The sequence below is a fragment of the Citrobacter sp. JUb117 genome, assembly GCF_024809055.1.
GTDB lineage: Bacteria > Pseudomonadota > Gammaproteobacteria > Enterobacterales > Enterobacteriaceae > Citrobacter > Citrobacter gillenii.
In genome coordinates, this window is sequence record NZ_JANUFB010000005.1 from 153,710 (window position 1) to 179,935 (window position 26,226).

At 49.8% G+C, this 26,226-nt stretch carries 23 protein-coding genes and 1 pseudogene; 12 read left to right on the forward strand and 12 right to left on the reverse strand.

The genetic code is table 11. From position 1 onward, the window contains the following. Positions 1–527: 527 nt before the first annotated feature. Both M2374_RS13135 and M2374_RS13140 read right to left on the reverse strand, forming a co-directional pair. The gene (locus tag M2374_RS13135) at positions 528–1,313 is read right to left on the reverse strand and encodes a hypothetical protein (RefSeq protein WP_181689074.1); all 786 of its coding nucleotides are present in this window, start codon (positions 1,311–1,313) and stop codon (positions 528–530) included. Positions 1,314–1,795: 482 nt separating this feature from the next. Then, positions 1,796–4,474 (reverse strand): TrlF family AAA-like ATPase, encoded by a 2,679-nt coding sequence (locus tag M2374_RS13140; protein WP_181689075.1) that lies wholly within the window; start codon positions 4,472–4,474, stop codon positions 1,796–1,798. 518 nt (positions 4,475–4,992) lie between these two features. Between M2374_RS13140 and umuC the strand changes: the two are divergent. From umuC to M2374_RS13160, 4 genes and pseudogenes are all read left to right on the forward strand, one after another. Further along, positions 4,993–6,159, forward strand: a pseudogene (umuC, locus tag M2374_RS13145) (translesion error-prone DNA polymerase V subunit UmuC); the annotation flags it as partial. 168 nt (positions 6,160–6,327) lie between these two features. Further along, on the forward strand, positions 6,328–6,603 hold the full coding sequence (locus M2374_RS13150; RefSeq protein WP_003833178.1) for a metal/formaldehyde-sensitive transcriptional repressor: 276 nt from the start codon (positions 6,328–6,330) through the stop codon (positions 6,601–6,603). 32 nt (positions 6,604–6,635) lie between these two features. Continuing rightward, positions 6,636–7,754, forward strand: a complete 1,119-nt coding sequence (locus tag M2374_RS13155; protein ID WP_181689076.1) for an S-(hydroxymethyl)glutathione dehydrogenase/class III alcohol dehydrogenase — start codon at positions 6,636–6,638, stop codon at positions 7,752–7,754. Positions 7,755–7,923: 169 nt separating this feature from the next. Beyond that, the gene (locus M2374_RS13160) at positions 7,924–9,612 is read left to right on the forward strand and encodes a methyl-accepting chemotaxis protein (protein ID WP_115258431.1); all 1,689 of its coding nucleotides are present in this window, start codon (positions 7,924–7,926) and stop codon (positions 9,610–9,612) included. A 46-nt stretch (positions 9,613–9,658) separates the two neighbouring features. Here M2374_RS13160 and M2374_RS13165 read toward each other — a convergent pair whose 3' ends face one another. Further along, the gene (locus M2374_RS13165) at positions 9,659–10,582 is read right to left on the reverse strand and encodes a LysR substrate-binding domain-containing protein (RefSeq protein ID WP_135911996.1); all 924 of its coding nucleotides are present in this window, start codon (positions 10,580–10,582) and stop codon (positions 9,659–9,661) included. 220 nt (positions 10,583–10,802) lie between these two features. On the opposite strand from M2374_RS13165, the gene M2374_RS13170 reads away from it, so the two are divergent. Further along, positions 10,803–11,705 (forward strand): manganese-dependent inorganic pyrophosphatase, encoded by a 903-nt coding sequence (locus tag M2374_RS13170; RefSeq protein ID WP_181689077.1) that lies wholly within the window; start codon positions 10,803–10,805, stop codon positions 11,703–11,705. Between the two features lie 580 nt (positions 11,706–12,285). On the opposite strand, the gene M2374_RS13175 is transcribed toward M2374_RS13170, so the two are convergent. From M2374_RS13175 to M2374_RS13200, 6 genes are all read right to left on the reverse strand, one after another. Continuing rightward, a complete protein-coding gene (locus tag M2374_RS13175) occupies positions 12,286–12,768 on the reverse strand; it encodes a hypothetical protein (RefSeq protein ID WP_135911998.1) in 483 nt (160 codons plus the stop codon). 50 nt (positions 12,769–12,818) lie between these two features. Beyond that, positions 12,819–13,337 (reverse strand): hypothetical protein, encoded by a 519-nt coding sequence (locus M2374_RS13180; RefSeq protein ID WP_146716867.1) that lies wholly within the window; start codon positions 13,335–13,337, stop codon positions 12,819–12,821. A gap of 88 nt (positions 13,338–13,425) precedes the next feature. Further along, positions 13,426–14,451 (reverse strand): hypothetical protein, encoded by a 1,026-nt coding sequence (locus M2374_RS13185; protein ID WP_181689078.1) that lies wholly within the window; start codon positions 14,449–14,451, stop codon positions 13,426–13,428. 64 nt (positions 14,452–14,515) lie between these two features. Then, positions 14,516–14,701, reverse strand: a complete 186-nt coding sequence (locus M2374_RS13190; protein ID WP_135912000.1) for a hypothetical protein — start codon at positions 14,699–14,701, stop codon at positions 14,516–14,518. Between the two features lie 154 nt (positions 14,702–14,855). Beyond that, positions 14,856–15,068, reverse strand: coding sequence for a hypothetical protein (locus M2374_RS13195; protein ID WP_181689079.1), 213 nt, complete (start codon positions 15,066–15,068; stop codon positions 14,856–14,858). A gap of 11 nt (positions 15,069–15,079) precedes the next feature. Beyond that, on the reverse strand, positions 15,080–15,409 hold the full coding sequence (locus M2374_RS13200) for a hypothetical protein (RefSeq protein WP_115258438.1): 330 nt from the start codon (positions 15,407–15,409) through the stop codon (positions 15,080–15,082). A 598-nt stretch (positions 15,410–16,007) separates the two neighbouring features. On the opposite strand from M2374_RS13200, the gene M2374_RS13205 reads away from it, so the two are divergent. The 3 genes from M2374_RS13205 (at position 16,008) to M2374_RS13215 (ending at position 19,592) form a co-directional block, all read left to right on the forward strand. Then, positions 16,008–17,351 carry a VOC family protein gene (locus M2374_RS13205; RefSeq protein WP_181689080.1) on the forward strand — a complete coding sequence of 448 codons (1,344 nt, stop codon included), beginning with the start codon at positions 16,008–16,010 and terminating at the stop codon, positions 17,349–17,351. A gap of 193 nt (positions 17,352–17,544) precedes the next feature. Continuing rightward, positions 17,545–19,200 (forward strand): glucan biosynthesis protein D, encoded by a 1,656-nt coding sequence (locus tag M2374_RS13210; RefSeq protein ID WP_096756958.1) that lies wholly within the window; start codon positions 17,545–17,547, stop codon positions 19,198–19,200. A 167-nt stretch (positions 19,201–19,367) separates the two neighbouring features. Further along, the gene (locus M2374_RS13215) at positions 19,368–19,592 is read left to right on the forward strand and encodes a YdcH family protein (protein WP_003833168.1); all 225 of its coding nucleotides are present in this window, start codon (positions 19,368–19,370) and stop codon (positions 19,590–19,592) included. A 66-nt stretch (positions 19,593–19,658) separates the two neighbouring features. On the opposite strand, the gene alr is transcribed toward M2374_RS13215, so the two are convergent. Next, the gene (gene alr / locus M2374_RS13220; RefSeq protein ID WP_135912003.1) at positions 19,659–20,885 is read right to left on the reverse strand and encodes an alanine racemase; all 1,227 of its coding nucleotides are present in this window, start codon (positions 20,883–20,885) and stop codon (positions 19,659–19,661) included. Between the two features lie 218 nt (positions 20,886–21,103). On the opposite strand from alr, the gene rimL reads away from it, so the two are divergent. Beyond that, complete coding sequence (rimL, locus tag M2374_RS13225) at positions 21,104–21,649, forward strand: 50S ribosomal protein L7/L12-serine acetyltransferase (RefSeq protein WP_117342836.1); 546 nt, start codon at positions 21,104–21,106, stop codon at positions 21,647–21,649. On the opposite strand, the gene ydcK is transcribed toward rimL, so the two are convergent. Then, on the reverse strand, positions 21,641–22,621 hold the full coding sequence (gene ydcK, locus M2374_RS13230) for a YdcK family protein (protein ID WP_181518271.1): 981 nt from the start codon (positions 22,619–22,621) through the stop codon (positions 21,641–21,643). The two genes, rimL and ydcK, sit on opposite strands and share 9 nt — an antisense overlap. Before the next feature lie 113 nt (positions 22,622–22,734). On the opposite strand from ydcK, the gene tehA reads away from it, so the two are divergent. From tehA to M2374_RS13245, 3 genes are all read left to right on the forward strand, one after another. After that, complete coding sequence (tehA, locus tag M2374_RS13235) at positions 22,735–23,736, forward strand: dicarboxylate transporter/tellurite-resistance protein TehA (RefSeq protein WP_115258443.1); 1,002 nt, start codon at positions 22,735–22,737, stop codon at positions 23,734–23,736. Continuing rightward, on the forward strand, positions 23,736–24,332 hold the full coding sequence (gene tehB / locus M2374_RS13240) for a tellurite resistance methyltransferase TehB (RefSeq protein ID WP_117342834.1): 597 nt from the start codon (positions 23,736–23,738) through the stop codon (positions 24,330–24,332). Before tehA ends, tehB begins: the two co-directional genes overlap by 1 nt. Before the next feature lie 168 nt (positions 24,333–24,500). Then, positions 24,501–25,172 carry a DUF3313 domain-containing protein gene (locus M2374_RS13245; protein ID WP_115258444.1) on the forward strand — a complete coding sequence of 224 codons (672 nt, stop codon included), beginning with the start codon at positions 24,501–24,503 and terminating at the stop codon, positions 25,170–25,172. A gap of 43 nt (positions 25,173–25,215) precedes the next feature. Here M2374_RS13245 and M2374_RS13250 read toward each other — a convergent pair whose 3' ends face one another. Then, complete coding sequence (locus M2374_RS13250) at positions 25,216–26,124, reverse strand: DMT family transporter (protein WP_096756966.1); 909 nt, start codon at positions 26,122–26,124, stop codon at positions 25,216–25,218. Between the last annotated feature and the right edge of the window lie 102 nt (positions 26,125–26,226).

Sequence of the window (26,226 nt, forward strand, 5' to 3'; positions counted from 1 at the left end):
AATCGCCACGTCTCGTGGAAGTGGTTTAAAGATGAAAAAAGAGCCCATAAAATCATGGACTCTTCTTCAGAAGGCTCTTTATTCTGTTCTGCTCTAATTGAGCAGCTCAGTTGAAGAAATCCCTATATCTAGTCGGATTACAACATAGCCTCTCACTAGCCAAATAATAAGAAAAATTCGTATTGATAGCTGAAACTTGTCAGGAACGCTGTGTTCATCCTGGAATGGAATACTTATCTGCAATAATCGGCGACACAACAACAACCTTAACCTATCAAAGAGAAAGTAGGAATTAACATCGGAGAACTATTGAAACACTATGAAGTCCAGGTGAGTCACGAATTGCATTCCATTATTCCTGAATGAATTTTAACGCATAACTCCAGTGGGCGAAGCCTGAAAAAGATGAACTTCGCCATTATTCTAAAACCTTGCGTAATTACAGCAGATACAATGCGGATATCGTTTTCTGGTGCACGATAACCGCAGTTTTCTATATTTTAAATATGATAGCTTTAACTTTTTACTTACATCAAAAATAGCCTGCAAAATCTGAACGTTGCATTGTGCACGAAAATACTTGCTTCAACTCTTGACATTGGGTTTTTTAACATTCCTCCTGGGCTTCCTTTCCCATGCCTCGCAAGATATCCTAATAGTTCAAAGCTATTGGCAGTGCCCGTGAATCTGCTGATTTCCTTTTCGTCAATATTAAAAGCCATGCTAATTATTTTATCTCTCTGAGATTTCTTGCTTTTATTACCGCCAGAAATATTCAGCTCACCTTTTTTATGTTTATCATATACATATTCCCTAATTGTTTCCCACAAACGATAAAGATTAACCCAATCATCACCTAAGGCACACATACCTAAAACAACACGTAAGGATTCATGTTTAGATGATAAGTTAATTAATCGTGAAAAATAATTAGCGCGAGGATGTAGTTGCTGTATACAATGAAAATCAAAGGGGTTTACCTGAGTTACATTCATTGATTTAAAGCTGCTGATTTCTGAGTAATTAATACCATCACTTCCAGAAACAGAAAGAGGACCATAAGATTTAAATCTTTCAAAACCCTGAAGGACGCTAAGTGCGCCGTTTATAAGCATCAATAAACCTTTTAACTTTGAAGCCAATTCATTTGGGTCAGATATAATGTTCAAATGAGGAGATGATAGTATATGAACATCTGTCTGTCCTAAATCAGAGTCAGAATCATCATTTATAGAGAAATCATTCGACCAAACACCACATAACCCTTTAACAAAGCCTGTATGTGGAGTAAGTAAAAAACTATAGTCGTACATAACTCAAACCCCTTTTTATATTCTGAATGAAATATAAAATTATTTCCCGTTTATTATATTAATAAGCTCACCTAGCCGATAGTTTTAACACGTTTATTCTATGTGAACTAAATCGAAAGATATACCTTTCAAAACTGAAACTCAATGCTGGCAATGTCCGCTTCTGACTGTGAGTTCAATGGGTCGATGCAACACTATCCTTAATCAAGGAGGGACGTTGCAGAATCTATGCACTCAAGCCTGTCGAACAGGCTGATTCCTGAAGGCCTTATTCGGAAAGTTTGTACTTCTCCCATAGGGCGTTCATCAAATTTCTCCATGCGCGCCATCCGCGTGGTCAGTCCGCTAAAACCTAAACGCATTTCACGTAGAAAATCCGACACCACGAGACGGTGGTTTCGCTGCGCCAACTGCTCTAGGCGAAGTCGGATCTCTGCTGGCTACTTAAAATGCCACTCAGAGACCCCAGTTAATGTTCCTCTTTATAAGGGATTGAGCCAGAGCATGCCGTATTTCTGCTCTCGAGCCTCAAATGCGTGACGTCCCCCTTCAAGCACATCGCAGATTGCTCTGCGCATGCTGTTAGGTGCGTCATGATCGCCGTACTCCAGTGCCCCGGCCCGGTAACTGATCACTTCTTCATCGTTTGTGGCAATGATCACCTGTTCCGCATCACAATTTACTACCAAGTTAGCATTATGAGTCACTATGATAACTTGACGGTACTGTTTGATTTTCCGGAATAGCGGCACCAAATTGTGCATGATGAAATCGTTATCCAGATCATCCTCCGGCTGGTCAAAGACAAAAGGTGAGCCAAATGCATCCGTAGCCAGTTTGAGGCAAACGTAAAAGGTTCCACGCTGACCGGCAGAAAGTTTCTCGACGGTTTTTCCCTTATATTCAAACTCCGCCCTGACACTCAAGTATTGTTGGATATGTTCGGGATTGAAGAGGAAGTTCAGGAGGGCATACGGTCCCTGACTGTTAAAATACTCACTGCGCCACAGAAATTCTTCAATGGACAGTTTCCTGTCAGGGCATTCCGGCAGTGCTATTACGGGAGCGTTAGAAAGTAGTGCATGTAAATCAGAAATGGTTTGCACCAAGAACACATCGCGCAGCCGTTCAACAGATGTCTGTTCAGCGGAAGCCCTGAACCGGCCGCGGTTCATATGATCCAGCATGCCGTTGTAAAATGCAGCTACATCAAAATGCGGCCGGCCATAAATATGAATGTCCGTCAGAATATCCCGTATTAGCGCCTGTTGATCTTCAGTCAGATGCGGTCTGGTAGCCAGAGAGGCATAGGCAGTATCGATAACCGCCTGTCTTGCCAGCAGTGTGTCAATAAATGCGGGAGCCAGTTCGCCTCGCTGGAGTAACTCCTGCTGGTACTGTGCCTCTCGGGCGTCGATAGTACCCAAGTGTTCTTCAGCCCGATCCGCCTGTAGTTGATATTCCTGCACCTTCTCCAGCAATCCCGGGATATCCTGACCCAGTCCCTGCTCCTGAAATGATGCAATTATACGGCGATTATCCTCGGTGAGCTGGGTAGACCGCTCGTCAATGCTGGCAAGCTTTGTCCCGACAGCGGCGGCCAGCAATGACAGATCTGGGTATGGGATAACCGTACCGTCATCGACGGCCGCATTGACGGCGTCAATCTTAGTAATTAACTCCCGGGTGGCGGTATCAATCGCTGTTTGCAGCCCGGCGGCATGTTTTCTGGCCTGTGTCAGGGTGGCCTGCTGGCCGCTGTTGTCACGAAACTGTGCGATCAGCTCCCTGTTACGGGTGCTGGTCAAGACATCAATTTTCTCTCGGGCCGTTCTCGCCAGAGCTTCCTGAAATGCCCGTGTGTTGATTGGCTCATCACGCTCATTTTTAAAGGTAAGAAACTCACGCCATGCGCGCCAGGCACTGAGGTTTTCGTTCAGTTGGAGGCCCGTACTGCCAGCCTCATGGTGAGGAGACAGTCGCAGCATTTTTTTAATCTCATCGCTGATAAGACCGGGCTCTTGGCAGAGTTTTTTGATCTCGCCCTGCGATACATGGAGATATTCATATCCTTCTGAATGTGCATCAAAGCGCACTTTTTCCCCGTTAGCCTTGTCTAGTTCAATGCAGAGATTCTGCACATTTACAGCACGTTGCTCACTTCCCCTAGCAGCGGCTCCGGCAAACCGGGAGCGAAGCGCATCCAGGAGCAGACTTTTACCGGTTCCCCGACCTCCAATAATGGCGACCATGTCCTGGTTCAGGGGGATTACCAGTTGTCGGAAACGGATCTCTTGCCCATCAAAAATAGTCCCTTCCACTTCGATCTTACTGAAGTGGGCCTTGGGTGTGCGGGTGGCCTGCCAGTCATCACCTATCCTTAACCGCGACTCGGGTTCAAGCAAGGCTTGCCGGAGTCCCTCAAAGGTCGGCATCGCTTTTACCCACGTATAACGCCCGCCAATCTGTGCCATGCTGTGCGCGTCTGAACACAGAAAGACGGGTTTGATTGTAGCGCCGGGATAACGGTCGGTCCGCAGGTAAAATGCACGGTCGGCGGCACCACCGAAAATTATCTGTCCCTGACGGTCAATCTCGGTCGCGGCGGCTGCGGACCGTCCAGTGGACCCTGGACGATATCCACCATATCCGTTGGGGCAAACGGCAATCAGAAAATCCTGGAATGGACGTAGCACGGAGTTAAGATGGGAAGTCAGCTCTGATAGTGCAACGGTGATGGTCTCAACGCCGTGCCCGCTGTCGCCAACGCTTTTCTCACAGCAGTAGACATTCTTCCCCCCTCCATCCGTCAGCCTGATCGGCAGGCGTGAAAGGGCTTCATTGATGCGCTCGGTTGAGAGCTTTTCTGAAAAAAGAATATGGATGTTAATGAACTGGTCATCCCGGTTCTGCTGATCGAGACGAAATTCCACATTGGCAAGTACCGTTATCTCCAGGCCCTGCCGGGCAATCTCCTCCCGGATGATTTCAAGTTCGTTTTGTCGAAAATAAAAGTAGTTCGTCACAGCGATGAGAGACAGCTGATGCGCCCCCAGCATGTGAACATAATTCTCAATATCGTTCGGAGTATAACTGTTGGCCAGCCACGTCAGGGGACTGTGTATATGTAAATCCCATTTATTCCATTGTGAGCCTATCACCGGCGGATCCTTCATACAGAAAGTGTATACGCCATCTTAATGGGGTTAAAACGTCCGGGCTACGGGATTAATACACTCACGTGAAGCAGATTTGATCCGGCGCGCATTTTTCGTTTCCTGAGGGCAGAAAAATGAAGTGACCCATTTCCCCGGAGATGAAATATCTGAAGTGGTCATTTTTGGGCGATGATATAACCTTTGTTCTAAGGTGACTTGTTCATACTCAAATCTCCTGCAATTTGGGAGATCTGAGTATGGCTGTCCCTCACGAGCAAAAGCAGAAACTAGATTAGCCAGAGGCTCTCTAAAAATTAACAGTGCTGAATTCAGGATGCTTATAACTTGGAAGAATCACGGTTATCCGGTCCACCTATATTTAGAGTTGCATCAACATTAACCTCTAAACCTGTTCAATAGAGTATGTCCTCAAAATCAAAAAACCTGAAAAAAGTTAGTAATTAAATCCCATTAAAAATCATAGCATTGCCATCAACTAATAGTTAGCTTCATTCAGATACAATGACGGCTGCATCATTGCCCGCAGCGCCGAAGCCAAAGGGCTGGTAACAATGGGCGCACCTTATTTCAAACAGAAAGAAATTTTCCGCCGGCACGGGATTGTTACCTTCAGTAGCAACTATGAACTGTACGCCGATATGAGCCAGCGGGTGATGACCACCCTGGAAGAGATCGCGCCACGGGTGGAGATCTACTCAATTGATGAGGCGTTTTGCGATCTCTCTGGAGTCAGGAATTGCTGCAATTTGGCGGCGTTTGGACGTGAAATTCGACACACGCTGCACAAGCGCACACATCTGCTCGTCGGCGTAGGTATTGCGCCCACCAAAACCCTCGCGAAGCTGGCGAACCATGCGGCCAAAAAGTGGCAACAGCAGACGGGCGGCGTAGTGGACCTCTCGAACAGGGAACGCCAGCGTAAGCTGATGGCGGCGCTTCCGGTCGATGATGTTTGGGGCGTTGGTCGCCGTACCAGCAAGAAACTCGACGCGATGGGTATCAAGAGTGCGCTGGATCTGGCGGATACCCACACTGACGTTATCCGCAAGCATTTCAGCGTGGTACTGGAGCGTACCGTACGTGAACTACGCGGTGAACCCTGCCTGGGTTTTGAAGAGTTTGCAGCGGTGAAGCAGGAAATCATCTGCTCAAGATCGTTTGGTGAGAGGCTCACGGATTACAACGCCATGCGGGAGGCGATTTGCGCCTATGCCGCGCGTGCAGCAGAAAAATTGCGCGGGGAACACCAGTATTGTCAGTTTATCTCTGCGTTTATTAAAACCAGTCCATTTGCCCCGAATGAACCTTATTATGCTAATAGCGCGTCGACCAAATTGCTGATCCCCACCCAGGATAGTCGGGATATTATCAATGCGGCAACACGCTGCCTGGACGTTATCTGGCGAGACGGACTGCGTTATCAAAAAGCGGGCGTGATGCTGGGGGATTTTTTCAGTTCAGGCGTGGCACAGTTGAATCTGTTTGATGACAATGGCCCTCGACGCAACAGCGCGGAGTTGATGACCGTGGTGGATCGGCTCAATAAAGAAGGGCGCGGAACGCTCTGGTTTGCCGGGCAGGGAATAGAACAGCAGTGGAAAATGAAACGAGGAATGCTATCCCCACGATATACCACGCGTTTTGCGGATTTGCTGCGGGTGAGTTGATTGTATAAAACAGGGAGATGTTATTTATTTTCTGGAGACGCCTCGCATTTATTTAATTACCCGATACTGGTGGTCAATAGCGCCTCTCCTCATGACCCCATAAATTTCACCGTTTACACGGGGCTATTAAATGAAATACCATACCCCCCTATAGTATCCGGAGGGCGTATGCCGCATTCACCTGAAGATAAAAAACGCATTCTCACTCGTGTACGACGTATTCGTGGGCAGGTTGATGCGCTCGAGCGCGCGCTGGAGTCAGGCGAACCCTGTCTGGCGATCCTGCAACAAATTGCCGCCGTACGCGGCGCATCCAACGGCCTGATGGGCGAAATGGTTGAGATCCACCTGAAGGATGAACTGGTCAGTGGGGAGACCACCCCGGACCAGCGTGCCGTGCGTATGGCTGAAATCGGCCATCTTCTGCGCGCTTATCTAAAATAACACCATCACCTCGCAATAATGGGAAGAGACAAATGAAATCACGTGCTGCAGTTGCATTTGGCCCCGGCCAACCGTTAAAAATTGTCGAAATCGACGTCGCGCCGCCAAAAAAAGGGGAAGTGCTGGTTAAAATCACCCACACCGGTGTGTGCCATACAGACGCATTTACGCTCTCGGGCGACGATCCGGAAGGTGTATTCCCGGCAGTACTGGGCCATGAAGGCGGCGGCATTGTGGTTGAAGTGGGCGAAGGCGTCACCAGCCTGCAACCGGGTGACCATGTGATTCCGCTGTACACCGCTGAATGTGGCGAGTGTAAGTTCTGTAAATCGGGCAAAACCAACCTCTGTCAGGCCGTGCGCGCGACCCAGGGTAAAGGTCTGATGCCAGACGGCACAACGCGTTTTTCTTACAACGGCGAGCCGATTTATCACTACATGGGCACCAGCACCTTCAGTGAATATACCGTGTGCGCAGAGATCTCGCTGGCGAAGGTCAATCCACAGGCACCGCTGGACAAAGTCTGTCTGCTGGGCTGTGGCGTTACCACCGGGATAGGCGCCGTCCATAACACGGCAAAAGTAAAAGAAGGCGACACCGTGGCGGTGTTTGGTCTGGGCGGTATCGGTCTGGCGGTTATCCAGGGCGCGGTACAGGCGAAAGCCGGGCGCATTTTAGCGGTCGATACCAACCCGGAGAAATTCAAGCTGGCCGGTGAAATGGGTGCGACCGATTTCATCAATCCGAACGATTACGATAAGCCGGTGCAGGACGTGATTGTTGAGTTTACCGACGGCGGCGTGGACTTCAGCTTTGAATGCATCGGTAATGTGAACGTGATGCGTGCTGCGCTGGAGTGCTGCCACAAAGGGTGGGGCGAGAGCATCATCATTGGCGTGGCGGGCGCTGGGCAGGAGATCAAAACACGTCCGTTCCAGCTGGTGACCGGACGCGTCTGGCGCGGCTCCGCATTTGGTGGTGTAAAAGGGCGTACGCAGCTGCCGGGCATGGTCGAAGACGCAATGAGCGGGAAAATTCAGTTAGATCCGTTTATTACGCATCGCCTGCCGCTGGAGCAGATCAACGAGGCGTTCGATTTAATGCATCAGGGTAAGTCTATTCGTACTGTTATCCACTTTGGCGATAACTGATCCATCCGCCAGCGGAACTCTCCGCTGGCACTTTCCTGAATTTTTTAGAATGATGTTGTGAAAGTGTGACGAAACCGGCGCTTTTCGCGGTAAGCAATCCTGGCGGATTGCCGATGACTATCTATCGGGCGTGTTTTCACGCATAAACCCTACAAGAGAGTCGACGGTCATGGACAACACAACATCGATGCAGGCCCAGCACAAACTGGGCTTCCTGCATCAAATCCGACTGGTTCCGCTGTTTTCCTCCATTCTCGGTGGCATCCTTCTGCTGTTCGCCTTAAGTTCCGGGCTGGCGAGCTATTTTCTTATGCAGGCCGACCGCGATCAGCGCGATGTGACTGATGAAATTCAGGTCAGGATGGGGTTATCGAACAGCTCTAACCACTTGCGCACCTCGCGTATCAATATGATCCATGCTGGTGCGGCGAGTCGTATTGCCGAAATGGACGATATGAAGGCCAATATTGCGGAGGCGGAAAAGCGGATTAAGCAGTCGCAGGAGGGCTTTAATGCCTATCTGTCTCGGGCGGTGAAAACGCCGGCAGATGAAGCGCTGGACGCTGAACTGAGCGCCAGTTTCAAAGCCTATATCGACGGTTTGCAGCCGATGCTCAAGTACGCCAAAAACGGCATGTTTGAAGCGATCATTAACCATGAAAATGAACAGGCCAGACCGCTGGATACCGCCTACAACAAAGCGCTGCTGAAGGCCATTGAGATCCGCACCGCAAGGGCGAACCAGCTCAGTGAGCAGGCCCATCATCGGACACAAATTGGCATGGTCTTTATGCTGGGCGCATTCGGTCTGGCACTGGCATTGACGCTGATGACGTTTATGGTGCTGCGTCGTACCGTGATCCATCCGCTGCTGCGTGCCGCCCAACGCATTGAGCAAATCTCAGCGGGCGATCTGACCATGCAGGATGAGCCCACCGGGCGCAGCGAGATTGGTCGTTTGAGCCGTCATTTGCAGGCCATGCAGCATTCGCTGGTAAAAACCGTGGGAACCGTGCGTCAGGGGGCAGAAGAAATCTATCGCGGGACCAGTGAAATCTCTATGGGGAATACGGACCTGTCATCGCGTACGGAAGAGCAGGCTGCGGCGATTGAACAGACGGCGGCCAGTATGGAAGAGCTGACGGCTACGGTGAAACAGAACGCCGATAATGCACATCATGCCAGCAAACTGGCGGAAGATGCTTCCGGCAAAGCCAGTCGGGGTGGTCAGATGGTTTCTGGCGTGGTGCATACCATGGGCAACATTTCGACCAGCTCGAAGAAAATCTCTGAAATTACCGCCGTCATCAACAGCATTGCTTTCCAGACCAACATCCTGGCGCTGAATGCGGCGGTGGAAGCGGCGCGAGCAGGCGAGCAAGGGCGCGGCTTTGCGGTGGTGGCCAGCGAAGTGCGTACACTGGCAAGCCGTAGTGCCCAGGCAGCAAAAGAGATTGAAGGATTGATCAGCGAATCCGTACGGCTGATTGATCAAGGCTCCGGGGAAGTGGTGGCTGCAGGCAATACCATGACAGATATCGTCGATGCGGTAAAACGCGTGACCGATATTATGCTGGAGATTGCTGCCGCCTCCGATGAGCAAAGTCGGGGCATCGTGCAGGTGAGCCAGGCGATTTCAGAGATGGACAAAGTCACGCAGCAAAACGCTTCGCTGGTCGAAGAAGCGTCTGCTGCCGCGGCCTCGCTGGAGGAGCAGGCTGCACGTTTAACCCAGGCAGTTGGCACCTTTCGCTTGCAGGGCGGCAGCGTGAAAAAACGCGCGCCCCTTGCTGCCACACCGGTTTATTCGTCGCCGCAAACGTCGCCATCCCACGGTGAGAATTGGGAAACGTTTTAACGATAAAGGGACCCGCGGGTCCCTTTATTTTTGGCGGTGGGAAAGATCAAAACGGGACAGTTTTGCGGATCGCGGCGATGAGGATCTGTGCGGCGGTAGAGAGCTGAACGTCGCTACGGGTCAAAATGCCAATGGGTTCGCCGGATCCTTGCGTCGGTACCGGTAATGACACCAGTGTGGCCTGGCGTAAATCTTCCCGCACCGCGCCTGACGGCACAAACCATACGTAGTCGTAATCCACTGTCAACTGGCGCGACAGCGACGCCGACAGCGTTTCAATACAACCTCGCGGCAGTTCACACCCCTGGCTTAGCAGCAGGGCTTCCGCATGCTGCCTCGGCGCGGTACCTTTTGGCGATACCACGACCGGCCACTCCATCACCCGGCTTAGCGTGATGGTTTCCTGCAACAGCGGGTGGTTAGGGCGTACTACCAGCTTGAGCGACTCGAGAAATAATAATTCGTAGTTTAGCCCGACCATGAGTTCCGCATCGGCCATCCGGCCAATGCCGAGATCGATTTCCCCGGATTTTAACCCAGCGAGGATCATCGGGTTACTCATGGTGGCAACTTGCAGCGTGGTCTCCATTTGCTGCTTGTGGAACGGACCAATGACGGCGGGAAGAATACCCAGTGCAGCCGTCGGTAGTGCCCCGATGCGCACGACATCATTATGTGCTTCTTCCCGACGATTTAATGCCTGACCGGCCGTATTGAGTGCGTCCAGCACTCTTACCGCATGGGTAAGAAACTGTTCGCCGGGTAGCGTTAACTGCGCACCAAGGCGACCGCGCTCGAAGAGGCGTGTCCCGGTCAGTTGCTCCAGTTCGTTGAGTGTTTTGGAGAGAGCCGGTTGACTCAGGTTTAGGGTTTCAGCCGCGCGCCCCAGCGTCCCCTGTTGGGCAACGGCGACAAAAGTGTGAAGATGGCGCAAGCGAATACGCTGATTGAACAGAACATTTTTTTCCATAAGCGATGTTAAAAACAGAGCCGTATCGGTAGCAAGTAAAGTTGTTGGTTTTTGATAACCTGATAGCAAAATATTATTAACATTTATCGTATTTTACTTACAACTGATTTATTTTGCTTATGTTTTGTACTGCCTGACTGCGCAGCGGGATCATGGAAGGGAATGTACCCGATCGTTATACTTTGGTTATTGTTCTCTTCACATTACAAGGCACTGATTAATGATACATGTCATAGGGCACCTTAATCCCGATAGCGATGCCATCTGCACCGCCGCGATGACTGCGCGCTGGTTAACCTTACGCGGCCAGCAGGCGACGGCATGGCGCGCGGGTGAACCTAACCGTGAAACACAATTTATCTTTGAGCACGCGGGACTCTCGATGCCCGAACTGCTGACGTTTCCGTTGACCGACAGAGATGTCTGGCTGGTGGATTTTACTGAACCCGCTCAGGGTCCAGACTCTCTGGCTGAGAGTAATGTCGTTGGTATTATCGATCACCACCGCCTCGGCGGTTTGATGACGCGTTTACCGCCGGAAGTGTGGGTGAAACCGGTCGGCAGTAGCGCGACGCTGTTATGGCAACTGATGTCGGAAGAGGAGCGTCGCCAGATCTCTTCCTCCGAGGCCGTGTTGCTGCTGGGGGCCATTTTGAGTGACACTGTCACGCTACGCTCACCTACCACTACGGCAGACGACTGCCAGGCGGTGGACGCGTTGGTCGAAAAAACGGGAGTTGATCGGGAGGCATTCTGCCGCGACCTGCTATCAGCTAAAACCAGCGTGGAGGGGATGAGCGCCCGGCAACTTCTCAATAAAGATTGCAAAACGTTCACGATTCATGGGCACCAGGTCTGCGTGGCGCAGCTCGAGCTTTACGCACTGGATCAGGTGGCGCCGGTGCTGGACGATTTGCGTGCGGAAATGGTGCGCTATGCTGAGGAACACCATGCTGCGCTGGTCGTGCTGATGCTGACGGATATCAACAAAGGCGACACCAGCCTGTGGTTTGCCGGAAAAGAACTGACAGATATCGCGCAGCCCTGCAAGGTTGAAGGGATGCTGAGTCGTAAAAAACAGATGCTGCCGTGGCTGGAAAACCATTTGAAACCACGCCAGTAAGCACCGTTCATCGTCTACGCGGGTGGGGGGAATTCATGCGGGATCACAGTTTGATATTCGGTATGAATATTAAAAACAACCAGTTGCGAGCTTGTGCAGGTAGTTATTGTATGAAACTGTTGTGATAGCAGCAAGCAAGAACATACACAGGAGTACGTAGTATTCATAGCGCTGGACAAATTTGTCTAGCAGGAATACTCCTCACTTTCTCGGGGAAATCCCCGAGAAAGAATAGTTTTCTCTGGACAATTTTGTCCATTGAAATTAAGCCATTTTAAGCGGTTTTGTGAGTAGGTAAGGTGATTGCCTGCCTTGCATCATTTAAACGCTCTGTAGGCTGTCTGGTTAGTCGTCCTTCGGACTCTATACCATTTTGATCTTTCATAGCCAAAGCTATTCATCATGTAGGCGGTGTGATAATTCTCACAGCGGTGAATGTGCTTATCAGTGCGGTAGTAAGAAGGGGAATAATTAACGCAGTAGTAGTATCAAAACTCTTTCCGGTGAAATAAAAACAGAAAAGGGAACCATAATATTAGGCTACCCCTTCTCAACTATTCTAAATGCACAAAAATGTGCATTAATCTTTCCTAAGCTCTCTCAGCTTATCCATCAGCTTACTTAATTCCTCCATCAACCTATTATGATCACGTTCTTCTGATTCTTTCATAATACGTTCTGCTTCTTCCCGTCTTGCCGTACTCAATAGCCGTTCACGTTCTTCAACCTGCTTTCTTAATCGTTGTTCGAATTCTTCTACATCGATGGAAGCTACCACCACTGGATTCTCTAGCAGTTGGTACAGGGGAGTAAATAATTCTGTATAGGGATCTATAGCGTCTACAGTAGGAGGTGAGCGATAGTAGGTTAAACCCTTTCTCCATCGTGCAAGCTGTGCATAGTTCAGGCTAGGTTTCTTCCCTGTACCATCATATGCTTCTTTCACAGCATCCAACACAGCAGCAGGTTTCACACCCTTGCTTATCTTGAGCGCTTCCTTCATACGCTTCTCTTGTGGCTGTGTGCTATCTCCGAGCAATATTAAATTAACGTTCTTCATCATATGCCCCTAAAAAGTTAAGGCCGTATGTTAATACACACTGCCTTTTACGTTCAAGCGTCCTCTGCTGGTTCCCAGTCTGGAAAGATAGCTTTCATCTGATCGATAGCTTTCTGTTTAGCTCGTGTTGCAGCTTGTTCTACAAAGGCTGCTACTTCTGATTGAGTCTCAAGTTCAATCTTTTCCACGATACCAGCAAAAATAGATTTCTGATTGTCCTCAGAAGCAACCATAGCAATCATCTGATTCTGTTCCTGTGACGCTCTGAGAAGCTCCGTAAGGCGGTTAACCTCTTCCTTTAGCTTGTCCTCTTTACTCTTGCCTGAACGTTGCTGAGAGGTTCCTAGCTCGTTAGCGAAGAAGTTAGTTAACCAACGTTCTTGTAAACGACAGCCAGCAGAAGCATTTAACCACTTCAAGAGAACACGCAAATTAACACGTTTCTCTTTTACAGCATCACGCAGCTTAGCCAGTTCAACACCACGAGAAACAGACACACCTGCTTCATTGTTAGATTTCTTAAATGGATCAAGATTAATCAATTTTAGAAAATCACCCGCATTAAGCATCATTTGCAATATCTCCATTCACAAATTTATTTCCACTAAAAAAAAGGCCGGATTTCTCCAGCCCTAATGTTGTATAAAACAGTGCTTTTAGTTAGATATTCCAATACAAGATGACACTATCACCGTGTTTATCGTTGTACACAGTAGTAACATTTGCTGGAGTAGGATCGACAGCAGGTGTTACATCGGCTGCTGGTGCTACATGAATAACAACCGGAGTTGGCTGTGGTACAACAGGAGTCAGCGGAGTCAGTGGAACAACGTGAATCACCACAGGAGTTGGTGCAGGTGGTGTAATGTCAGTGATCGTTTTCACTGTACCAGTTTTCAGGTTGGCAACTTTCTCAGCATAGTGAGCTGGACCATACATGCCGACAGTTGCAATACCCAGCGTATTCACTGAACGTTCAAAGCCATACTCACCATAGGTGGCAACATGCTTGTTATAACCAATACCAGCCTGCTCATTGCCCACATAACCTTGCATGTGGACAGTTACGCCAGTATCGTCACGAACCGCTACCGTACGGCTACGGAAGTCTGGTGCGATTGCTGTCTGAGCAACACGAGTCATGTCACCAGATTTCAGCATGTGGTTAACGACGCCAGCATTTGCTACATCGTTATATGCTTTCACTGTCCCAATCGCAGTGTCGCCGTCTTTGGTAGCATGAACACTCAGACCACCAATACCGTCAGCATAGCTACGAATACTCACATGAGATACTTCACCGTTAGTGATGGCTTTAGTGTGAGAACGCATATCAGCAGACACAACTGTAGAAGTTTCACGAGTTATATCACCAATGGTGGTGGTAGTTGTGCCCATGAAAGTGCCGTCTTTAAAAGACGCGGTATGAGTGGTATGGTCTGCAATGTTCTGAGCAACAGGATGATCGCTCATGTTGATAGAACCTTTAGAGAAGCCAGTGAATCCGCCACTAGCGTTCATACGCCCTGCCAGTTTACCACCGAAGGAGTGGCTACCAAACGCATGACCAATATTACCACCATGACCATGACCACCAAAGTTGTGACCACCCATTCCGCCATGACCATGAGCAAAAGCAGACATTGGAAGAACAATTAACATTGCAACCACTGATTTCTTAAACATTATGAAAACTCCATTTAGGATTAATAGGGTGCTATCATCATTAATTCTTTATTTATCGTTTTATTTATCGTATGCCGTCTTTCACATAAGTAATTGAAGCTGTGATAGCCATAAGAGCACCAACCCAAACAGCAGGAATGAAAGCAATTAGAGCAATAAATCCCGCGCCTAAACCAGCCATATAAAATTGATCGTCTGTCAGCCAAGCTAACCACCAATAAACACGATCGCTTCCATATTCCATGAACATAATAAAGCTCACGAGAACAAACCAGCCTCCAACTTCAAATCCTCTGTTGAGATTTATTTATATAGAAACTCTTGAACAATATTAATTGCTTATTCACTTGGTGCTTTAGTTTTACCTTGTATATCAACATAAGTTAGAACTTGTCCATTATGTTCTACATAGGCGTGATCAGAGTGGTTATCAGTGAGTTAGTCAGATTTTCTTCCTTCTTATCTTGAATAAGTTCAGTTGCATTGTGCAGATAGGTTTCTGTCATTCCGTCATCATATGAGATAAACACATCTTCAATAATTTTCCAAAAAGCGACCACAACAAGATTGATAAATGAAACAGGATGAATAGCAACATCACCCGCTATCACATTCATTGTGTACACCTCTACAACATTACGGCTGCTGTAGCTGAAATCATGTCTATCATCTGTTTTTCGATGCGAACAAGATCAGCTAACAGGGCAGCATAACGACGGTATTCACCAACAGGAAGATTAAACACAATATCCATTTCTCCTCGTTCTTGACACGCATTGAAGGAAGCAACAACGTATTCAAAACCACGCTTATCAGTAGCTGCACGAATGGCCCCTTGCACTTGCTTGATGTTTGACTCTGTTACCTTAATCATTGCATGGCATTCAAAGTTAGCCGTCATCAGTGACGGGGGAAGTGCATTATCAATAAACACAAAAGCAAACACAATGATAAACATAGTGAAACATATGATATGAGCACGAATGGCTAATTGTGGTTGATATGTGTTCTATTTTAAGTGCCATTCATGCTCTGCATAATTGTTAACTTTCAATGGGTAAATCAACGGGTAAACCACGGAGGTATTGAGTGGTGCGTTCCCGCGTATTGTGTTAGCCAGTATGTGATGGCAATGAGGCATGTAGTACGGGGAGGGTTTTATAACGCGTGAGTTATTTACAAGTAAATCTATACCCACCTGTGTATGATATGGACTACTCAATACACAACATACAAGAGGCATGCACATAACATAGGGTGCGTGTGGCTAAGTGTGTGATATGTCTACGATGAAGTGATAACAGGAGATTATCACGGTGAGAGAACGAGATAGTTTAGCAAGAGTGATCGATTACCTGTAGGCCATGTCACAGGGTAGGGTACACTGAATCGCCTCGTGTTTTCTATGATTCCAGTGTGACCCGCATGATTGCTGGATCTTTAATGTCTCCGTGCTTATCAAAAGTTTGGGTGCTAATCACAGATTGTAAATTCTTCCCACCGGACTCGGTAGCGTTCTCTACACTCCAGGTAATATTCACTGGAGGCATGACATTATGGCGAACACCATCACGGCAGATGAGATTCGGGAACAATTTTCGCAGGCAATGTCAGCAATGTACCAGCAGGAAGTCCCGCAGTACGGCACGTTGCTGGAACTTGTCGCTGATGTGAATTTGGCGGTACTGGAAAATAACCCGACGCTGCATGAAAAACTGGCCAATGCGGATGAGTTAGCGCGTCTTAACGTTGAGCGGCACGGTGCGATCCGGGTAGGGACCGCGCAGGAATTATCCACGCTGCGGCGGATGTTTGCCATTATGGGCATGTACCCGGTCAGCTATTACGATCTCTCCCAGGCGGGCGTTCCCGTCCATTCCACGGCGTTTCGCCCCATCGATGATGCTTCGCTTTCGCGTAATCCGTTTCGGGTGTTTACCTCGCTATTGCGCCTCGAGTTGATCGATAACGTAACATTACGCCAGCGGGCTGCGGATATTCTCGCAAAACGCGATATTTTTACGCGCCGTTGCCACGAATTACTGGATGAGTTTGATGCGCAGGGTAGTTTTACATCTGCCCAGACTCAGGAATTTGTGCATGAAGCATTGGAAACCTTCCGCTGGCATCAGCACGCTACGGTAGATGAAGAGACCTATCACGCGCTACACAACGAACATCGACTGATTGCTGATGTGGTGTGTTTCCCCGGTTGCCACATTAACCACCTGACGCCACGCACGCTGGATATCGACCGTGTGCAGTCGATGATGCCGGAATGTGGCATTGAACCGAAAATCCTTATTGAAGGGCCGCCGCGGCGCGAGGTGCCTATTCTGCTGCGCCAGACCAGCTTTAAAGCGCTGGAGGAGGCGGTGCTGTTTGCCGGTGAAATGCGTGGTACGCACACCGCACGTTTTGGCGAGATTGAACAGCGTGGCGTGGCGCTGACCCCAAAAGGCAGGCAGTTATATGATGAACTTCTGAGTCACGCGGGAACGGGTAAAGACAACCTGATGCACCAGCTGCATCTTCAAGAGGTGTTTAAAGCCTTCCCTGACAGTGAGTTTTTGCTACGCCAGCAGGGGCTGGCCTGGTTCCGCTATCGACTAACGCCGTCGGGCGAGGCGCATCGTCAGGCGATCCGACCGGAGGATGACCCGCAGCCGCTGATCGAACGAGGCTGGCTGGTGGCTCAACCGATCACCTACGAAGATTTCTTACCGGTGAGCGCTGCGGGCATTTTCCAGTCTAATCTGGGCAATGAAACCCAGGCGCGCAGTCATGGTAACGCCAGTCGGGATGCGTTTGAACAGGCACTGGGCTGTGCGGTTTATGATGAGTTTGTGCTGTATCGGGAGGCTGAAGAGCGCAGTAAACGGCGCTGTGGTTTACTTTAATGGAATTTACACGGGATTCGGTCTGTTCCCATCGACATAATATATTTTCGATTTTGTACAGATAATCGGCGACCAACAATTGGATTATTAATGAATTTTGTCTAGAGTGAGCGGTCAGAAATGTGCACTCTCTTGCCGCAGATTTTGACCGGCGCGGGACCATTCACACGACCAGAAGGACTTACTTTCAGGCATGAATCGTAGACGATTTATTAAAGGTTCAATGGCAATGGCCGCCGTGTGCGGAACCAGTGGTATTGCATCACTCTTTTCCCGTGCTGCCTATGCGGCAGAGTCTGACATTGCAGACGGAAAAACCGTACGTTTTGATTTTTCCGTACTGCAATCAATGGCCCATGATTTGGCACAAAAACCGTGGGGCGGTGCGCCGCGCGCGTTGCCGGATACGCTGGCGAAACTCACGCCTCAGGCTTACAACAGTATTCAGTACGACGCCGAGCAGTCGCTGTGGAATAACGTTGAAAATCGTCAGCTGGACGCGCAGTTTTTCCATGTCGGCATGGGGTTTCGTCGCCGCGTGCGCATGTTCTCGGTTGATGACAGTACGCATCTGGCGCGTGAGATCCACTTCCGCCCTGAACTGTTCAAATACAACGATGCGGGCGTAGATACCAAACAGCTCGAAGGGCAAACCGATCTTGGATTCGCTGGTTTCCGCGTGTTTAAAGCGCCAGAACTGGCCCGTCGTGATGTGGTTTCTTTCCTCGGTGCCAGCTATTTCCGCGCCGTCGATGACACCTATCAGTACGGTTTGTCTGCGCGTGGCCTGGCGGTGGATACCTATACCGACAGCAAAGAAGAGTTTCCTGACTTTACCGCGTTCTGGTTCGAAACGGTCAAACCGGGTGCGACCAGCTTTACGGTGTATGCGCTACTCGACAGCCCAAGCGTAACCGGTGCGTTTAAATTTGTGATCCACTGTGAGAAAACGCAGGTGATCATGGATGTGCAGAACCATGTCTACGCCCGTAAAGACATCAAACAGCTCGGCATTGCGCCGATGACCAGCATGTTTAGCTGCGGTAATAACGAACGTCGGATGTGCGATACCATTCACCCGCAAATCCATGACTCCGACCGCCTGGCAATGTGGCGCGGCAACGGGGAGTGGATCTGCCGTCCGCTGAACAATCCACAAAAACTGCAGTTCAATGCCTACACCGATAACAACCCGCGCGGCTTTGGCCTGTTGCAGTTGGATCGTGACTTCTCCCACTATCAGGACATCATGGGCTGGTACAATAAGCGCCCAAGCCTGTGGGTCGAGCCGCGTAACCAGTGGGGCAAGGGGACCATTGGCTTGATGGAGATCCCAACCACCGGTGAAACGCTGGATAACGTTGTCTGCTTCTGGCAGCCGGAGAAGGCGATCAAAGCTGGTGACGATCTGGAGTTCAAATATCGCCTGTACTGGAGCGCACAGCCACCGGTACGCTCACCGTTGGCGCGTGTGTTGGCAACCCGCACTGGCATGGGAGGATTCCCGGAAGGGTGGGCACCGGGCGAGCATTACCCGGAAAAATGGGCGCGCCGCTTTGCCGTTGACTTCGTCGGTGGCGATCTGAAAGCCGCTGCGCCGAAAGGTATTGAGCCGGTGATTACGCTCTCAAGCGGCGAAGCGAAGCAGATTGAAATCCTCTACGTTGAGCCGATCGATGGCTATCGTATTCAGTTTGACTGGTATCCGACCTCTGACTCAACCGATCCGGTAGATATGCGCATGTTCCTGCGTTGTCAGGGCGATGCGATCAGCGAGACCTGGCTGTATCAGTATTTCCCGCCAGCACCGGATAAACGTCAGTACGTCGACGACCGCGAAATGCGTTAATCGCACGGTCTGTGGCTCTCCTGAAGGGGAGTCACAGACCTCATCTCTGCTGAAACATTCTGTACGCTATTTACTCGATCCTGTTCGCATTTTTCCCTATGTCAAATGGGTAAGCTGAAGGTGTGTATTTCTTATACACGCTTTTTGTCCACTAACAGGGAGAAAGTATGTTTCCAGAATACAGAGACCTCATTTCCCGACTGAAATCCGAGAATCCTCGCTTTCTGTCTTTATTCGAAAAACACAACAGCCTTGATCATGAGATTTCCAGACTGGAAGGTTCGGATGGTCGGGGATACAGTTTGGATATTGTTCGCCTGAAGAAACAGAAACTTCACCTGAAGGAAGATCTGCTCAAAATCCTGCAAAAAGAGAGTGTCAGTGAGAGCTAAATAGTACGGCTCTCACTGTGTAAAAGGGCTTTCCGCAAAAAATGGGAAGCCCTTCCTGTCAAAGACTTAATCGACCATAACCCGTTTGTTCGTCGCGCCCCATAGAATCGACATTTCGGTGAACAGCGCACCGCTGATTTCTTCCACTTCCTCTGCGCTAACCTGTGCCTTGCCCTGTTTACCGAACAGCACCACCTCATCACCAGAGGTCACCAGCGGCAAATCGGTCACATCGACAATCAGCGTATTCATTGACGTTTTACCCAGCACCGGTACCCGCTGGCCGCGGATCAGCACATGTCCTGCGTTGCTGAACACGCGACGATAGCCGTCAGCATAACCTGCCGGAATGTTAGCGAGAACGGAATCGCGTTTGAGTGTATATGTACGGTCATAGCCGACGGTATTACCTTTCGGGTAATGGTTTACCGACGCAATCGATGATTTAAACGTCATCACGCGTTTGTATTCTGTGCTGGCGATGGTATCACCATAAAAAATTCCGCCAACGCGCACCAGATCCAGCCATGATTCACGCACGGTCAGCGTGGCGAAGGTATTGGCCACATGCAACGTCACGTCTTCGCGCTTCAGTCCGGTAATCTTGAGAACCTGGGCTGATTGGATATTGAAGCGGGCCAAATCGCGCTTGACCACCGCGGCATCTTCTTCCGGGAAATGCGACATGATGCCGACAATTTTCAGTCCGGGTAAGGCCGAAATAGCGCGGGCTTCTTCCAGTCCGGCCGCCGTGCTGACTTCCAGACCGTTGCGCGACATCCCGCCAGAGTTCAACGCCAGATGAATACGGATGGTTTTGCCTTTCTCCTGAGCAATGGCGCTCAGACGTTTCGCCATGTCCAGATTGCCAATCAGCTCCTCAGTATCAAAATCTGCCGCCTGACGCATCTCTTTTTCCGTGGCATTACGCACGCGCATCAGTTGTGATGTAAAACCGGCCTGACGCACGATGCTGATTTCTTCATTACTGGCGACGCCAATACACTGCACGCCGTTTTGCATCATCACCGGCGTGACGAGAGACAGGTCGTGCCCGTACGCGTCGCCTTTGAGAATGGCGCACAAGCGAGTTTTATCTCCCAGCAACTGCTGAACTTTGTGGACATTATATTCCAGCGCGCTGCGGGAGATCTCCAGGGTGGTATTATCCACCACCACCTGCTTGCTGACCGCATAAGGCACGGGACCGGTCTGCGAGGTGGGAACGGGTTGGTGACAGGCGGTGATCAGAAACAGCGGGATAAGTGCTAAACGACCCAAAGGTGCTGCCATGCTTGCTCCTTAGCAAAAAAATAGCGGTATTATTGTCATCATTGCGGATCCTCCCCATGAGGAAGCCCGGTTAATCAGATTAGCGGGTTCGGCGCGGTAGATTGTCGCTAAGTGATTGCTGTTACAGCATAAAAGTATGATGTCCGGGATGATAAATAGATTAATATCTGCGGATGCCAGTCAGAAATGCCCCGTTAACGAAAGTGAAGGAGATAAACATGCCAGAAGTCATCCCCGTCAGCGACACGCTGGAACTGCGGGCAGTCGAAGAGCAACACGTCACGCCATTGCATCAACTGGTACTCAAAAATAAGCGCTGGCTGCAGCAGTCGCTGAACTGGCCACAGTTTGTCGAATCCGAGGATGACACACGCAAGAACGTGCAGGGCAATATGATGCTGCACCAGCGCGGCTACGCCAAAATGTTCCTTATTTTTGAACAGCAGAACGTGGTGGGGGTGATCTCGTTTAACCAGATCGAACCGTTGAACAAAGCTGCCTATATTGGTTACTGGCTGGATGAAGAACATCAGGGGAAAGGCATACTGTCCCGGGCGCTACAGGCGTTTATTCAACATTACGCGCAGCGCGGTGAGATCCGCCGTTTTATCATTAAATGCCGAGTAGATAACCGTGAAAGCAATCAGGTCGCACAGCGCAATGGTTTCCTGCTGGAAGGTTGTCTGAAGCAGGCGGAGTTCCTCAACGGTGAGTACCATGATGTGAATCTCTACGCCCGTATCATTGATTGCGCCTCAGAATAAGCCTGCCAGAGGCGTGCGGGTAATACGTTGCTCGCCGTTGATCACTTTCGGGCCGCGCAGATGAATTGCGTCGCCCTCAAAGGCCTCGATGCAAGCCTGGCCGGTAACCTCAATGTGATGTTCGATCAGCACTTCGCCCTGGATACAGGCGTGGCCTTCAATGAGAATGCGATCGTCAAGCAGGATTGGGCCACCGCGTAGGCGCGCATGCCCCCCAACCAGCACGTGATGCTTCAGGACGCAGTTACCCTCGATCACGGCGTGCTCCGCCACCTGTGAGCTGTAGCGCAGGGTAGGAATGGCATCTTCATCAGTTCCGGAGGTAACCCGAGCATGGCCGTAAACTTTCGCGCAATCGCAGATCCAGACGTTATTTTCTTCATTGCCTTCTATTCGCGCAAAATCAAAAACTTCGGCGCGGTGTTCGATAAAGGCATAATTGACGACAGCGTCGCCATAGATTTGCGCCTGATGCACAACGCGCGAGTTGCTGACGGTTGCGCGGTCATAAATGTGCAAAATCTGGTCGCTTTCACGGGTTAATCCTTTGGCGGCAATGATTTCTGAACCACTCAACACGCGAGCCTCACCGGAAAGGAGGCATTCCCCACGGACCGTCGAATTTTTGACCGTGACGTTGTCACGTATTTCTGCGCCATGGCTGATTTCTGCCTGGTCAATCCATACGTTATCGCCAACTTGCGTCCCCTCTCTGATCACGCTTGCACGGGTAATGCGGGCGTTGCCGGAGATAACCGCCCCGGCAAAGGCGATGGCATTCTCATCGTAAATCCAGCAATCACCGTTTTGCGCCAGCACGCTTTCGTCGTCAATCCAGCCGCCTGGCGTACCGGCTTGCACATCATTAAAGTCGGTGAGGGCGATGACCTGGTGTAGCAATACGTTTTTTTTGTGGCCATTATCCTGATAACTGAAGGAACGTGGCTCATCGCTCAGACGGTATTTGGTCATAAAGAATTTCCCAGTTGCGCACCTTAGTTAAACGTAGCAAAGTTTTCAGCACTGGCTAAACAGCCGTAAATTCCATAAAATGTATTTCAAATATACTTTAAAAAATAAACAAAATGAGTAATAACAAATACAGTGAGCGAGTTCTTAATCTTCCGGCCGGTTATTTTGGCATGGTACTGGGAACCATCGGGATGGGTTTTGCCTGGCGATATGCCAGTCAGATATGGCCGGTGAGTCACTGGATAGGTGACGGTCTGGTGATCCTCGCGATGGTCATTTGGGGGCTGTTGACGCTGGCATTTATGACCCGTCTGGTGCGTTTTCCCCACAGCGTGCTGGCGGAAATACGCCACCCGGTGATGAGCAGCTTTGTCAGTCTTTTCCCTGCCACCACCATGCTGGTGGCGATTGGTTTCGTTCCCTGGTGCCGGCCCTTAGCCGTGGTCTTGTTTGGTATTGGGGTGGTGATCCAGCTGTCGTACGCAGCCTGGCAAACGGCAGGGCTGTGGCGGGGTTCTCATCCGGAAGAAGCTACCACGCCGGGTTTGTATCTGCCGACCGTGGCCAATAACTTTATCAGCGCCATGGCCTGCGGCGCGCTTGGTTACACTGATGCCGGGCTGGTGTTTCTCGGGGCGGGCGTCTTTTCATGGTTAAGTCTTGAGCCGGTTATTCTGCAGCGTTTACGCAGTTCTGGTGAACTGCCGGCGGTATTACGTACCTCGCTGGGTATTCAACTGGCTCCGGCGCTGGTGGCCTGTAGTGCCTGGCTCAGCGTCAACGGTGGCGAAGGCGATACGCTGGCAAAAATGTTGTTCGGCTATGGCCTGCTGCAACTGCTGTTCATGTTGCGTCTCATGCCGTGGTATCTGTCTCAGCCGTTTAATGCATCATTCTGGAGCTTCTCGTTCGGTGTCTCGGCGCTGGCAACGACGGGGCTGCATTTAGGCCACGGCAGCGAGTCAGGTTTTTTTCATACGCTGGCGATCCCGCTGTTTATTTTTACCAATTTTATCATTGCGCTATTACTGATACGCACGTTTGCATTGCTGATGCAGGGAAAACTGCTTATTCGCACGGAGCGTGCAGCATTACTGAAATCTGAGGATAAATAATGACCCGTTGTGACGAAAACTACTTTACTGAGAAATATGATTTAACCCGCACGCATTCCGATGTTGTCGAGGCGGCAAAAATTGTTACGCCAGGCAAAACATTAGATTTAGGCTGTGGGAATGGTCGTAATAGCCTGTACCTGGCGGCTAACGGTTATGACGTGACGGCGTGGGATAAAAACCCAATGAGCATTGCCAACCTTGAGCGCATTAAAGACGCGGAAGGGCTGACCAATCTGCACGCTGAGGTAGCGGACCTCAATGCGTTACGCTTTGACGGTGAATATGATTTTATTCTTTCAACCGTGGTGATGATGTTCCTCGAAGCAAAAACTATCCCGGGCTTGATTGAAAATATGCAACGCTGCACCAAACCGGGTGGATATAACCTGATCGTCGCGGCAATGGATACCGATGATTTTCCGTGCACCGTTGGGTTCCCGTTTGCGTTTAAAGCCGGAGAATTACGCCGCTATTACACCGGATGGGATCTGCTGAAATATAACGAAGATGTGGGTGAACTTCATCGTACGGATGAGAACGGCAACCGTATTAAACTGCGCTTTGCAACAATGTTGGCGCGTAAAGCTGGTTAACCTACCCATTTGTGATAAGCCTTTCTACGTTCAGCATTTTTTTTGTGCTGAACGTTAAGATAACGTTAAGATAAAATTGTGCGGTCCTTACCATTTTTAGTGCATCCAAAATGATTCTGATTTGCTATTCTTTTCAGGCACCATTGCGAAAACTAAAGGGACCGTTTCATGCGTACTCAAACTTTATTTAAAGTTGCAGTGCTTACTGGCCTGTTGGCATTATCTGGCTGTGCATCAAAAGTGACTCAGCCGGAGAAATACTCTGGGTTTTTAAAAGACTATTCTGGCCTGAAGGAAACTAAATCAGCAACGGGGCAACCGGTGCTTCGTTGGGTTGACCCTAGCTTTAATGAATCTAAATACGACAATATCGTTTATAACCCGATTACGTATTATCCGGTTCCTAAACCAACCACTCAGGTTGGACAACAGGTTCTTGATAGGCTGCTGAGCTATACCAATACTCAAATGAAAACCTCCATTGGTAAGCGTAAGCCGCTGGTGACAACGCCTGGCCCACGTACTTTGATTTTCCGCGGGGCGATCACTGGTGTTGATACCAGTAAAGAAGGGCTGCAATTCTATGAAGTGGTTCCGGTTGCACTGGTTGTTGCCGGTACACAAATGGCAACAGGGCACCGTACCATGGATACCCACCTCTATTTCGAGGGTGAGTTGATCGATGCGGCAACCAATAAGCCGGTAATTAAAGTTGTCCGTAAGGGCGAAGGCAAAGATCTGAATAACGAGAGTACGCCGATGGCGTTCGAAACGTTGAAGAAAGTTGTTGATGACATGGCGACCGATGCCTCCATGTTTGACGTAAATAAAAAGCAATAATGAAAAACGCACCGTCTGCTTTCTGCGGATGGTGCGATTTTTTTCAGGCGACCCGGCGGCGGTACAGCAGTTTCCCCATCAGCATTTCCGGGCGGGTGAACATCACCAAATTCCCCAGTAAAATCAGCACTAATCCGGCAATGGCATTAATCTGCCAGACATACCCCTCATACAGCGTAGACAGCGTCAGTGCCACCAGTGGAAAAAGCAGCGTGCTGTAGGCCGCCTTGCTGGGACCGATACGTCCGACCAGCGTGAAATAGGCGCCAAAGGCAATCACCGAACCAAAAATTGCCAGATACAACAGCGCGCTAAGATAACTGAAGGTCCACTGAGGTGTGAAGTTGTCGCCGCGCACCAGGGCAATGGTAGCAATCAACACGGTGCCGTATAACATCGCCCAGCTGTTGGTGGTCATCACCTCGAGGCCATTTTTCTGATGGCGCAGGCTTATCATGTTGCCCAGTGAGAAACCAAACGTGCCGAGGGCGCTCAAGCCAATGCCCAGCAGCAGTGAATGATTTAACCCGCTGTTGACTAAATCTTGCCAGAACAAGGTGACGATGCCTGTCAGGCCCAGTCCGGCGGCGACATAAAAACGTCGCGGCGGTTTTTGACCAAAAAACAAGTAGCTATTAACCGCGTTGAACAGGACTGCCATTGAGAAAATAACCGATTCGAGTCCGGTATTGATCCATGCGGCGGCAGTGTAAAAACACCAGAAGTTAAAACAAAAAACGCAGCCGCCTTGTAACAAACAAAACAGATGGTCACGTGCGGAAAGCTTACGCAATTTTCCGCTGACCAGCAGAATGACTATCATCACCGTGCTGGCAACGGCAAAGCGCCAGAAGATAGAAACAGGGGCGGCAACCGGGCCTTGTTGCAGGTAAATGGCAATCCATGTCGTGCCCCATATCACCACCACCAGACTGTACAACAGTGCGTTCATACATCGCTCTCATTTTGCCTATTCAAAGGCAGACTGTGCCACGCCACCTCTGAGGGCGCTTTCATCCGATTGCGGGAGACTTGTAAAATCTTGCGCTTTTTT